This window comes from Pseudomonas sp. HPB0071 (genome assembly GCF_000478505.2).
GTDB classification, from domain to species: domain Bacteria; phylum Pseudomonadota; class Gammaproteobacteria; order Pseudomonadales; family Pseudomonadaceae; genus Chryseomonas; species Chryseomonas luteola.
On sequence record NZ_KI517369.1, the window covers coordinates 255,227 to 268,077 of the forward strand.

8 protein-coding genes and 2 pseudogenes are annotated in these 12,851 nt (G+C 51.3%); 7 read left to right on the top strand and 3 right to left on the bottom strand.

All coding sequences use genetic code 11. The annotated features are described in order from the left end of the window. Positions 1–78 precede the first annotated feature (78 nt). Positions 79–534: a DUF3391 domain-containing protein gene (locus tag HMPREF1487_RS24125; RefSeq protein ID WP_037031252.1), complete on the top strand. Its 456-nt coding sequence runs from the start codon at positions 79–81 to the stop codon at positions 532–534. A gap of 556 nt (positions 535–1,090) precedes the next feature. Then, positions 1,091–2,059, top strand: a complete 969-nt coding sequence (locus tag HMPREF1487_RS24130; RefSeq protein WP_010799409.1) for a YsnF/AvaK domain-containing protein — start codon at positions 1,091–1,093, stop codon at positions 2,057–2,059. A gap of 282 nt (positions 2,060–2,341) precedes the next feature. On the opposite strand, the gene HMPREF1487_RS24135 is transcribed toward HMPREF1487_RS24130, so the two are convergent. From HMPREF1487_RS24135 to HMPREF1487_RS24145, 3 genes are all read right to left on the bottom strand, one after another. Then, the gene (locus HMPREF1487_RS24135; RefSeq protein WP_010799410.1) at positions 2,342–2,785 is read right to left on the bottom strand and encodes a globin domain-containing protein; all 444 of its coding nucleotides are present in this window, start codon (positions 2,783–2,785) and stop codon (positions 2,342–2,344) included. Between the two features lie 127 nt (positions 2,786–2,912). Next, entirely contained in the window at positions 2,913–4,802 is a 1,890-nt protein-coding gene (locus HMPREF1487_RS24140; protein ID WP_051370285.1) for a bifunctional diguanylate cyclase/phosphodiesterase, read from the bottom strand. Between the two features lie 406 nt (positions 4,803–5,208). Then, positions 5,209–6,723: a sensor domain-containing diguanylate cyclase gene (locus HMPREF1487_RS24145; protein ID WP_010799413.1), complete on the bottom strand. Its 1,515-nt coding sequence runs from the start codon at positions 6,721–6,723 to the stop codon at positions 5,209–5,211. Positions 6,724–6,949: 226 nt separating this feature from the next. Between HMPREF1487_RS24145 and HMPREF1487_RS24150 the strand changes: the two genes are divergently transcribed. The 5 genes and pseudogenes from HMPREF1487_RS24150 to HMPREF1487_RS24175 all read left to right on the top strand — a co-directional run bounded on the left by HMPREF1487_RS24150 (position 6,950) and on the right by HMPREF1487_RS24175 (position 12,627). Continuing rightward, positions 6,950–7,807: an MHYT domain-containing protein gene (locus HMPREF1487_RS24150; protein WP_010799414.1), complete on the top strand. Its 858-nt coding sequence runs from the start codon at positions 6,950–6,952 to the stop codon at positions 7,805–7,807. A gap of 248 nt (positions 7,808–8,055) precedes the next feature. After that, positions 8,056–8,337 (top strand): annotated as a pseudogene (locus HMPREF1487_RS28600) (PAS domain-containing protein); the annotation flags it as partial. Between the two features lie 333 nt (positions 8,338–8,670). After that, positions 8,671–9,621, top strand: a pseudogene (locus HMPREF1487_RS28605) (methyl-accepting chemotaxis protein); the annotation flags it as partial. A 1,067-nt stretch (positions 9,622–10,688) separates the two neighbouring features. After that, positions 10,689–10,967 (top strand): hypothetical protein, encoded by a 279-nt coding sequence (locus HMPREF1487_RS24160; protein WP_154982416.1) that lies wholly within the window; start codon positions 10,689–10,691, stop codon positions 10,965–10,967. A 994-nt stretch (positions 10,968–11,961) separates the two neighbouring features. Then, complete coding sequence (locus tag HMPREF1487_RS24175; protein ID WP_010799420.1) at positions 11,962–12,627, top strand: hypothetical protein; 666 nt, start codon at positions 11,962–11,964, stop codon at positions 12,625–12,627. Positions 12,628–12,851 lie beyond the last annotated feature (224 nt).

Sequence of the window (12,851 nt, forward strand, 5' to 3'; positions counted from 1 at the left end):
CAGTGCCAACGAGCAGGCGCTACTGGATATCCTTTCCCAACACACTCTGTAGTGGTCAATTAATCAGGCTCGTCTGGGGTGTATGTTAAGAAATTCTGCACGCCACGGGCCGATCATCCCTTCTGGCGGGTGGGTTTGTTATTCGCACACCTGATGAGCTCAAGCGTAATATTGACAGCAATATTCGAGAGCCTGTGGATCGACTTGGCGCAAGGTCATGAGGTCGATCCACAATTTCAGACAAGGCCTGAAATCACGCCGTTACCGATCCAGGTTGAAATGGCTGAAGAGGCAGCGCGGGCCAGGCAGCTGTGTGACAGCGCTAAAACGGCAGACAAATGCATGCTGGAAGATGCTCGGATGGGGCGCGTTGTTGAAATGGGCGACGCCATGGATCTGCTGGCTCAAAAAGGCTACGGCCGCATCATGAGCCGTGAATCACCCGAGGTGTGGGGCTTTTCATCACTGGATTATCTTTGGGGGCATCAACATGGTAATGGAAATGGGTTCCCACCTAAATTGCACAGGTCTTGAGGTTCTCGTATGATGCCTGCTCTCGATTCTACTCTCAGGCTGTCGCGGCCCTAGGATCGAGAGAGCGGCCAAAGCTCCCTCCGTTAGTAGCCGCTCGGGCATAAAAGGTCTTTCTCGTAAGGATCCTTTTATGCCTTCCTTTCCTGACGGGGTAGAACCCAAAAGAAGTATATCTGAGCTAAATCGTATGGCGATTTAAGATGCGCCAAACCTGATTAACATTGCTCAGCATTTAGCAGGCGCCATTCATAGTGAGTATCGGTAGCTTGCCGGGTTTCCCCTGAGTGCGGCCTTTCATATAAGACTTTGAACCAGACCAGGGTCTGCTATGGAAAGCCCTGCCATTTGTAGGTTTCTCTGAACTAAAGCGGCAAACCCTGACTCCAGACCTATAGAGGCAATGATGCCAGCCAGCGCATCTGGACAGTCCTGATGACATCAGATCCGTTGCGCTTAAAGACTGACTAGCTTGGATGCCAGATACCAGGCGTGGTGCAAAGCACACCACTTAAACCCATCACAGCCAAGGCTGTTGAAGAGCACACAGAGGTGACCTATGCAGCATACTCTAGTAGCCGCGTTTGATCGCTATAACGAAGCTGAACTGGTTAAACGCGAACTCCTGGCCAAGGGCGTTTCCCAGACCAATATCCAGATTGCAGCTGCCAACGAAACTGGCGTGATTGATGGCACAACCGATACGTCCATGCGCACAGACGCTTCCCACACCGATACTCACGATGGCTCGGTCTCTGAAAAAGTAGGCCATTTTTTCCGCTCACTCTTTAGTGATGATGACACCGAGCACAAAGGCTATCGGGATACCTACACCGAAGCGGTTCGTCGAGGCTCTACCGTAGTAACTGTGACCGTTAATGATGACGCTCAGGTCCCGGTAGTTGAAGGCATCCTCGAGCGTAACGGTGCAATCGATATCGATGAGCGCAGCGCTACCTGGACCAGCCAGGGCGCAACGGCTTATACCAATACCATGGGCGATAGCGCAGTCACCAGCGATGCCACCATGGCACCAACAGCCACCTCAACCACTGAAGCTACCATGGGCGTAAACGCTACCCCTCTAGCCGATCAGATGCCGGCTGAAACGACGGCCATTCCAGTGATGGAAGAAGACCTGAAAGTAGGTAAGCGAGAGAATCGCCTGGGACGAGTGCGTGTGGTTTCCCATATGACCGAGCGCCCCGTTGAAGAAACCGTAAACCTGCGTGAAGAGCATGCAGTGATCGAGCGTCGCCCGGTAGATCGTCCGGTCTCAACCGATGACGTGTCTGCATTCCGTGAGGGTACGGTTGAGATTCAGGAAACTGCTGAAGAAGCTGTTGTGGCCAAGACCGCTCGAGTCGTTGAAGAAGTAGTAGTGGGCAAGGAAACCACACAGCACACCGAAACGGTACGCGATACCGTACGCCGTACTGATGTGGATATCGAGAAGAATAGTACTCGTTCGCACCTGAGCGGTACTCATGACTCAGACACCGACCTTACCGATCGCACCAAGCGCTAGTGGTAGTACGAGCGGCTAATGGCAGAGGAGGCTGCTCCTAAGCAGCCTTCTTATAGACCGCACTTTTCCAACCATCCATCACGTGGAGGTCTTTGTGTCTGTGCTGCCCGATGAAGAGGATGCCCTTGTTCGTCGTGTCGAATGCGAGGAATGCGGCGAGATGAGGCCATGTCATTACACGCTTCATCCTGAAAGTGACTCGCTTGCCTGGCTCTGTCCTTTTTGCAAAACAGAGCTCCAGCCTTCATAGGCACACACAGGATAAGCTTCGGGCCACAACCATTAATGCGCTTCGCCGTATAAAGTTTTTTCACGATTGATCATGATATCCGCCAGATACCAGTAGGCCTTGCCCCAGGCGTCTAGGATCTCATCAGTTGCCGCATCGCCCAGTACATCCCTGATGGCGGGTAACAGCGCGTTAGCCACGGCGGGATAGTGTTCGGGCTTGATATGGGTTGCAACATGGCGAGCGCAGATCTTGTCTACAGCGCCCTGAATGGCTTCTACCCGATCTGCATTTTTAGCAAACGCCAAGATAGCGCCAGCCAGTCGCTTGGGCTGCTCGCCGGACTTGAAAGCTGCCTCATCGAATAGCGCCTTGATTTCAGGATCAACAAAGAGACGCTCGTACATTCGAGTGGTAATTGCCACGCCATGCTCCTGAAGGACAGGAGCAGTAGATTTAACGATGGCAATGGTTTCAGGAGAAAGAGGCTCGCTCATCACAGGTTCCTTAAAGACTTCAGGCTAATAGGTTTCTTATCAGCTAAACAATGCTGTTATCTCGTTTCAGAGTATAGACCGCTGCTGAGGCTTCGCTGGTACTATGGCCAAGGATCTGCAAAGTGGCCTAGTCTTCCTGCTTACGCAGAGTAATCGGCCGTACATTATGTGGCAGCTCCGCCGAGTCTGAAGCGAATTGATAGTTGTTTCTGCCCTTGCGTTTAGCGGTATACATGGCCGCATCAGCCCGAGCCATGATGTTTTCCGCTGAGAGATTTTCAATCATAGAACTCAGCGCGATGCCAATGCTGGTACCAATTTTGGCTGGTCCATCAGGAAGAGAAAAAGGAACGCTGATCGCATCGCATACACTTTTGGCGATACGGCTACAGATAGGTTCTGATGCAACGCCACTGGCAATAATGACAAACTCATCACCAGCCAGTCGGCTTATAAAGTCATCTTTTCTTATCGCTTGACTGAGCCTGCGCGCTACCTGCTTCAGGATCTCATCACCACCCTCATGGCCATGGGTATCATTGGCCAACTTGAACCCATCAAGATCAAGGAAAAACAGGGAAAATGGAACGCCATCATGCCGGGCGGCAGCTATCACCTGTTCGAGCCTGTCATGCAAGGCGCGGCGATTGGGTAGGCCAGTCAGTGGATCAAGCATGGCCTTGTCGACCAGAGCCTTTTCTGCCCGCTTACGTTCTGTGACATCCTGGGACATAACGTAAAAGCCGACCACCTCACCATGACGCACGTCAGGAATATAGGTAGCGCTCCAGATACGCTCCTGCTCAAGGCTGTACTGGATATTGTCATGGCTGACCCGCTCCCCTGCCAATGCCCGCTGGAAACACGGAAGCAGTTCCCTATAGAGCTCAGGGCGCAACATCGCCGTCAGGGGTTTACCCAGTAGGGTTTTCGGATCGATATTAAAGATCTGACGATACACGTCGTTATCGAAGCGATAGCACAGGTTACGGTCTACCTGCGCAATGAGAATAGGCAGGTTGTCCGTGATGGTTTGCAGGGTTTCCCGGCTACTTTGCAGCTCAAGCGTCCGCTCTTGGACACGCCTTTCCAGTTCAGCCTGATAGTTCAGCCGCAGGGCTTCGTGCTCCTTACGCTGGCGGATATCATGCACCGCTGCGATAAAGTGTAACGGATTGCCTGCGCCATCTCTTACCAACGTAACGTCAATTGCTACCCAGACCAGATGTCCAGCCTTGTGAATGTAGCGCTTCTCAAGCGAGTAGGTCTGGCGTCGATTAAACATGAGATCAGCAACAAGATTCAGATCCGCTGCTAGATCCTCGGGATAGGTTACGTCTGAAAATGTCTTCTGCCTGAGTTCTTCGGCCGTATAGCCCAGTATCTCGCACAGCCTTGGATTAACCTCGGCAAACCGTCCCTGAAGGTCAACCAGCGTCTTTCCAATAGGCGACTGCTGGAACATCGCTGTAAAACGCGCCTCACGATAACGCAGCGCCTGAGCATCTTGTTCTTGGATCAGTCGGGTTTCCCTGGCCGCCTCTCGTTGTATCAGTTCACGTTCAACCACACGGGCCAGATCCTTGAGACTGGCTTTGGCTCGCTCAGTTAGACTTCGGGGCTGGGTATCGATTGCACACAGGGTACCGAGCACCAGACCCTGACTGCTGCGCAGCGGCACACCAGCATAGAACCGTACATAGGGCTCGCCGGTAACCAGCGGATTGTCCGCAAAGCGTGGATCTTGCCATGCATCTTCAATCAGCAGCATGTCCTCGACATGAAGCGCATGGGCGCAGAAGGCCAGATCTCGTGGCGTCTCATACACCTCAAGGCCCACCACCGACTTGAACCATTGCCGACTTTCATCCACCAGTGACACCAGGGCCATAGGGACCTGAAGAAGCTCGGAGACCACCCGGATGATACGGTCAAAGCTCTCTTCCGCTGGGGTATCAAGCAGGTCGAGACTATGAAGCAGGCGAAGCCGCGCCTCTTCATTGGCGGGCAGAGGTATGAGTTAGGCCATGCTACTGCTTGCCGGTATAGGATCAGCGGATTCTCCCATCGATAATTCTGTATAAGACTTGATGCATCCTGGCATAGGTGGCCTCCGTCAGCTTTAATTGGCTAGCTGACTAACGATTGTGGCAGGGCGATATGCAGAGACTAAAAAAGCGCAATCCGGCTAGACACGCCATCAGGCTTGGCTGTATAGCATTGGGAGCCGCTTCGCTTCCCGTCTGTTTTCTAATGGGAGCGCAGGAAAGTAATTACGAGCATAAGGGGCTCATTGCCTTTTGCTCACTGGTGCCCTTTTTTATCTTGTCGATCCTAGGCATTGGCAAGGACAAGTCCTCACCCTGCATAGATTAAGAAGTCTGACTAGAGACCTATGCTTCAGCATTTGTCATACAATAAGTTTATGATTGGCACATCGCAGGGTGCACTCTGTTCCGGCCCAACCCCTTTGCCTCGTACAGGTTTTGATCTGCCAGCCCAAGCGCTTCCGTCGGGCTATGAGCAAAGCCATCGCAGCCGACCACATAGTATCCGATACTGGCCGTCACACGTCCTAGCGGAGAGTCCAGGTGTTCGATATTGAGCGCCCTGATACCTTCTACTATAGACATAGCGATCTGATGGGTACCCGGTTCATCCGTATTGGGTAGGAGAATGACTATTTCTTCTCCTCCATAACGCGCAACCAGATCTCCTGCACGCCGTACGCTGTTCTGGACGACCTGAGCTACCGCTTGCAGGCACAGATCTCCCATTTGATGCCCATAGCGGTCGTTGAAGTTCTTGAAGAAATCAACATCAAGCATAATCAGCCCTACAGGGTACCCCTGTCGCTTTGCTCGATTAAGCTCAACCGGCAGCATGACATCAAAGTGACGCCGGTTGGAAAGACCGGTAAGACCATCCTCCATTGCCAGCTTTTCAACTGCTTCATAAGCTGTCGCAAGCTCGAGCTGATGCTCCCGGTCCAGTCGCATATAGCGTAAGACCAGCAGGCCCATTGCAAATAAAACAGCCAGCATGACAAGCAGGCCGCCTGTATAGATAACAACCTCGGTTATCCAGGCCGCCAGCACATCGCGTCGGGAGAATCCGACCTGAACGACCACAGGATAGCGCTCAAGGGCCTGATAGCCCTGGATGCGATCTATACCGTCAACAACGGACCGGATGCGCGCTACCCCCGACGGACTTTGCAGCAGGTACTTGCTATAGACCTCACCTTTGGAAAGGTTGTAGTTGATGTTCTTTTCTGAATAAGGAAGCCGTGAGATGACTTCGCCACTGCGTAAGGCCTGCGAGATAATATCTCCTGGGCCTAGATGAAAGTCAGCATAGTACTGATTGAAGTATTCGATGTTGACCGTGATAAGAAAAACACCCGCGAAGCTGTTGTCCGGGTTGTTGATCCGGCGCGAGACCGGCACGACGAGGTCACCTGTGGAGCGGCTGCGCAGAGGGGTACCAATACGAATCGCTCGATCCATAAAGGTCCTGTGATAGATGAAGTACTCACGGTCACTATTGTTGATGCTGGCGGGATAGTCATCCTTATCCGTTACGATCCAATTGCCATCCTTGTCATATACAAAAAAGCCATGCACCTGGTTCATCTGTGCAACCTGGCGTTTGAATAGTCGTTTCAACCGCGCCACATCATCGCCCGATAACCCAGCGCCAACATTATCCCATTCCAGACGTTCGACGATCCCATAGCTGGCCAGGTCCAGGTCTTCATAGCTGTCATAGGCATGCTGCGCCATGGATTTCACAAGGTTAGCAGCATTGGTTTCAGCCGCGCGCAGGGTCGCCTCATAGCTCCTGAACAGCTGCAGCGAGACGACACTAACAAGGCCCAGCGTAAAGCACACAGAAAAGGCAATAAACACACGCCGAAGACGATTGGTTTGTTTCATGGAAGCCTTTTCTTATCAATCCGGGCAATGGCAGTTTCAGCGGGGCGTCTTTCAAGAAAGACCGTTTGTTCAACTATCGGCTAAATAGCTTATTAATTAACTCGAATTCCCAAATAGTTATTTCAACAGATGAGCGTACAAGTCTTTGCGATGAAAATCGTAGCTAAGATTTCAGTATGGCGTACGGCAGCCGTTAAGCTTTGGGTCTAAAACTTTGGTGGTTCGTATGCTTGCTGGTAGTTATGACCCACTTCTGGTGCTGGTCTCTGTAATCGTGGCGGTGCTGACCTCTTACACTGCGCTGCAACTGGCGTCTGCCGTATTTGGAACGTCCGGTACGGCTGCCCGAATGTGGCTGAGCTGTGGCGCCCTGGCCATGGGGACCGGCATTTGGGCAATGCATTTTATTGGGATGCTTGCCTTTAGTTTGCCAATTGAGCTTGGCTACCAGATCTCAACTACCGTGCTGTCACTGGGACTCGCCGTGCTAGCTTCAGCCCTGGCGCTCAGAATCGTCTGCCGTACGGATCTTAAGACCAGGCATTTCGCAGTGGGCGGTCTGGTGATGGGATGCGGTATTTCCGGTATGCATTATACGGGCATGGCGGCGCTCAACATGCATCCGGCAATTAGCTATGATCCCGTCTGGTTTTGCGTATCCATTGTGATTGCCATACTCGCATCAACCTCAGCGCTGTGTGTGGCTTTTCATCTCAAACGTCCCTTGCCTCATGTCTGGATGCTGCGCTTTGCCGCCTCTATTTTTCTGGGCTTCGGCATCGTTGCGATGCATTACACGGGCATGGCTGGCGCGCACTTCCATGAAGCCAGCGTGAGCGGGGGTATGCTGGAAGGCATTCATGCCTACTGGCTAGGAACACTGGTTTCACTTGCCACCGTCTCGCTATTGACGATGACGCTGACTGCCATAGTCTTTGAACAGCGCGTGCGCCGGAAAAAACTTGCACGCAGGCTGGCTGATATCCAGTATCGCCTTGCATCACGGCAGAAGAAAGAGGACCCGCTTGAGCGCCTTCCTCGTTATATCGAGCGGGACAAGAGGCCGTCTGTGGACCAGCGCTAAAGTCGCTGCGAAGGCAAGCAGCCTTTTACCTCCCGCCTCTAGTCTATTGGCACATAGACTTTGGTTAGTAGACATCTCAGACGTACGCAGCAACAGGCTGGCAGAGTGCAGCTAATTTATTCGATTGTGCATTCGTCAGTTATACAACGGCGTTACTTCAGAATCTTTCTATAAGGCCGATGATAGTAATGGTCTGTCAGCGTAAATAAACATTAGATCTTTTCGATATTAATAAAGGCTCTTCCGCCATGCGCAAAAACCTGCCAGTGACACAACAGGCTCGTACATTCAGGGAAAGTGAGCGTCTTATCTCAACGACGAATCTCAAGGGACAAATTACTTATTGCAATGACGCTTTTGTCGCAATAAGTGGTTTTACACGAGAAGAGCTTATTGGCAGTCCACATAATCTGGTTCGTCATCCAGATATGCCGGAGGGTGTATTCGGCCATATGTGGGATACCCTAAAACAGGGCAAAGCCTGGATGGGTATCGTCAAAAACCGCTGCAAGAACGGTGACTATTATTGGGTGAATGCATACGTCACCCCTATCTGGGAAAATGGCCAGATGGTGGGCTATGAGTCCGTACGTGTGCTGCCCACCACGGATCAGGTCCGACGGGCCGATGTCATGTATACACGGCTGCGTGAAGGAAAGCGTGCAGTACCAGTGACAGAAGCCATCAAGCATTCTGTCAAAATTGCATGGCCTACGCTTTTCAGCGGTGCGGTTATCTTTGGCGGTCATTTCTATTTCAACGACCTTGCCCAGGCAGGTGTGATTGTTGCCAGTGCACTAGGCATTACCTTCTGGCAGTTCAAGCGTCAGCGCTGGACCATTGAAAAGATCTTCGAGGCCAATCCGAAGATGTTTACCAGCGCCATCGTTGCGCCTACGTACAGTAACCAGTTTGGCGCGGCAGGCCAGATGGATCTCGCCTTGCAAAGCCAGGAGTCACGTTTGCAAACGGCACTGACTCGCCTGGTGGATACAGGCAACAACGTGCAGAGCAAGGCAGCAGAGTCGTCGCGTCTTGCACGTGCTCAAGCCGAGTTGCTTGATCGTCAGCGCTATGAGACCGACCAGTCAGCCACCGCAATCAACGAAATGTCTGCCACCATTCAGGAGGTTTCGCAAAACGTTAACCAGACGGCTCAGGCTGCTGGCGAGGCGGAGTCGCTGGCCCTGCATGGTCGTGACGTGGCGGATGAGAGTTTAGCCTCCATGAGGCAGCTGGCTGGCGCCGTAAGTGAAATTGGACAGGCGGTGGGTGAGCTTGCCGATTCCACCCAGTCGATCGGCAGTGTTGCCGATGTGATTACTTCGATTGCCGAGCAGACCAATCTACTGGCGCTTAATGCTGCGATTGAAGCGGCGAGAGCAGGTGAGGCTGGTCGCGGATTTGCCGTGGTCGCAGACGAGGTGCGCTCGCTGGCTTCACGTACGCGTGATTCTACCCAGCAGATTCACCAGATCATCGAGAACCTGCGTTCAGGCGCGCAGCGCGCCGTTGCTACAGCAGCCAAGGGCGAAGAGGCCTCACGGCAGAGTGAAGAACACACGGCAGCTGTACGCGAGGCACTGGAGGGAATCAGCCAGGCGGTCATGCGAATCACGGCCATGAGCCAGCAGATGGCTACGGCGGTAGAAGAGCAGAGCCATGTGGCAGAGGACATCAATCAGCAGATCACCCGCATTGCCGAGTTGTCCGATCATAGTACTCGGCAGTCACAGCAAGGTGCCGTGCTCAGTGGTGAGCTTGAGCAGATGGCAGTCTATCTGCGTGATCTGGCAGAGCGCTTCAATCGTTGAAACCTCTTCCAGCAGAATAGTGCTTAGGTGTTAGGTCACGGAATGAAGGGGTAAGTGTGGTGAACTAAAATAAAATTATGAACTGAAATCATTTTTTCTTGCGCTAGCGGTGAATCTGACTCATCGATTGCCAGACGATTAGATATCACCGCTCAGACCATATTTCAGATGGCGCCTTCGCTTTTCTCAATGGGGACTTGACGGGCTTAATGATGAGCCCAGATCTGGGCGGCCTCGCTGTATCAGCGGCGACCTTGGCTTTTACTAGACGAGTTTTATCTTGTACGTTAGCAGGACGAGCTGGCATGACTGCTTCCTTTGCAAAAGCACTTACTGGCACTCAGGCCGGAGTTCAGCAATGCAACCGGGGCAAATCCATCTCAACGTGTCGCATTCAGGATGCAGGATATACATACATACCTTTACCTCATCGCATTCCTCACACTCGACACGACGAATGAGTACCTCGTCTATGTCTGCATCTGTCTCGTACATCGGTAAATCCCTTACAACGCAATACTTGCTCTTTGAGCTATAAAGGCGCAGCGCCTCAAGCTCTTGGCAGTGATCTTATGACAACCTATGCATAGAAATGTAACATGGAATGCTTAGCATCCTATCGTCTGAAAGACACTTCTAAAGGTTTAGCCCTGCTTTGCAGGGCATTTTTTATAGGGTGATACATCATCACCTCTGCGTTCTTCCCATTTCTACCTTCTGTATGTGTAGGTGCGGTGCTTAAAGTCGCGATCCAGAGCCTTCCGCCTGTAACTTTTCCTGCTTGATGGGTGGTCAGCTCGATGAGGTTAACGTAAATAGGGTCTTTGACGACAAGAGCGTGTCACCTCGCCTTGTACGGATAATGTTTCGCAATCGCGCCTGCGTGTTTGCCACAACGAGACCTCTACCTATGAGCAATGACCTTGAGAGCTACCTGTTACCTTTTGAACGGCAACTCAAACTGGCGGCACTTGGCTGCGGCTACAGGATCGTGGACTGGGTGGAGGAAGGGTCAGTCCCGTTGGTGGAAGGCAAAACGGACAAGCCTGCGCCATGGCGGCCGCATCTTGATGATGGTGACTCGTCAGCTTCAGATAGCCATGGAAATTCATCTCACCTTCGCCATGTGTTCGGAGAGTGCCGGCCGTGTTGCCAGGGTCAGTTGCCCCACTGCCGGCATACCAGGCAAGGGGCTATTTGAATGGGAGGTGCCACTCAATGAGGTCGATACAAACGAGACTATTCGAGCGCTCGTATTGCTGTGTGCAGCCTACCGTATGCAAAAACTACTGGACCCTGACAACGGCTCAAACGTTGTTTTGCTCAGGAAACACTGGGTACGCTAAGCTCAATCTCAATTCCCTTTGCAGGCAGACGGTAATGAGTGAGCGACACACTATCATGTATCGTGACCAAAGCTTTCGGTCGCTGCAGCCTGGGTATGGCTAGCTAATGCGCGTATCTTGCTCAATAGACTGGCTTGAAAGGTTTTGTTTTGTCTACACCCTCTAAGTTGAATGTTTAGCCTAGCTGGCCCGCATGGCTTTCGTACATTGGGCAGCGAAAACCACGAATTACCCTCGCGAGGTCTGTGAGATGGCCTTGGCGCATACGCTGGGCAGTAAGGTAGAGGCGGCCTATAACCGTGGGGATCTGTTGGAAAAGAGAAGGGGGCTTATGCAGGAGTGGAGTAAGTTTCTATCGAGTGGCTGGCACTGATTTACAGCCATAACGTGACGCTAGCTTGGGTTAGCTTCCTCTACGAGAGCATTCATAGATACTTTGTGAAAGCCTTATGATTAGGCCGATTGCAGAAGCCAGGAGCACAGTCAACAAGGATAGCTTTAACGACAATGGAGCCGTTATAGAAAGAGCTAGCGTAACCCCCGATAGGCACCCGAGCAGGAGACCAATCACTTTGTCATAAGGATAAGCAAAGTTGGGCTCTACAGCGAACCATTCTATGAGCGTCCACCATGCAGCGATAATACCTGCCCAGCCAGTAAGAATAACAAACAGAGTGATTAAAGAATCGTAGGGGCGTAGAGGAAGCATGCCTACGCTTATAGCTGCACCCATAGGGCTCAATACAATGGCCATTAGTGTAACAGGGAGAAGCGTAACAGAGGTCCAGCCTGCCAAGGCAGCACGTCGAGACCATATTCCTATCCTCTGCATCAGACCTCCTGTTCTTTCTGGGTCGGATGGACTTTACAAAGGAGGAATGCCTGCTTGGCACCTCGTGTCCACCGATAGTCGGACCCAGCCCTCATCTCAATAAAGGTTTCATTAGTATCTGCGCTGGATGAGTCCTAGGCAATATTTCAATAGGGAGTGTTGATGAAGCTTTTTTCTGCATGTCTCATGCGGCCAGTATATCTAGTCATTATTCTTATGTTCTTCAATGGCTGTGAAAAGAACAAGGAATATAAGCCGCTAGGCGGCACTGAAGAGTATAGGCGGTTACATGGTATTCAGGAGGGCAAGGAAAATATTATTGCGATAGGTCAAAAAAGTTTTAGACTTCCTCCCGGCGTCGGCGTCGGCTTCGAAGTAGATACTGAGGGCAAGATAGAATATGGCAAAGCTGACAAACTATATCTTTATGTGCTTTTGAAAAGCACTGATAGATACCCGTTGAGAATCGAAATAACCGCCGGACGCTTCCCGGATTCTAAGCTTGCAAAATTCGATGAAAAGGACTTTAAATTTTCATCCAACATACCTGAATTAGGACTCTTAGAATACAAAAGAAACAGTTATACCTCTGTCTTCCTCTCCAAGAATGCAGAAGGGCTGGTAGAGAATAAAATCCATTGTATATCTGACGACACAAAAAGCAATATGAGTCTTGGCGTTACTGATAGGGAAGGTCTTTGTCGCGCAAATTTTTATAACCAAAATTATATTCGTGGGGAAGCCTTTTTCTCCATGAAGAAACTAAGAGATTGGCCAGAAATAAAGGCCGTAACCATAAATACTATTGATAAATACATGATTCAATAATACCGGCACTGTTAATGAAATTGATAACTCCTCTGTGATGAAACGAGTCCAGTATCTTTTTAAAATACACCAGTCTTTCTGGCAACTGACAGTAAGGCTGAGTTGACAGGTTTGACGCGGTAGCTAACTCTAAGGAAGGTCTGAAGTAGCCCTGTATTTCCGGTCGACTTCAGCCCTCGCTGCTTTTGAAAGCGGGCCGTCGATCAAAATCGACCAGGTAACCC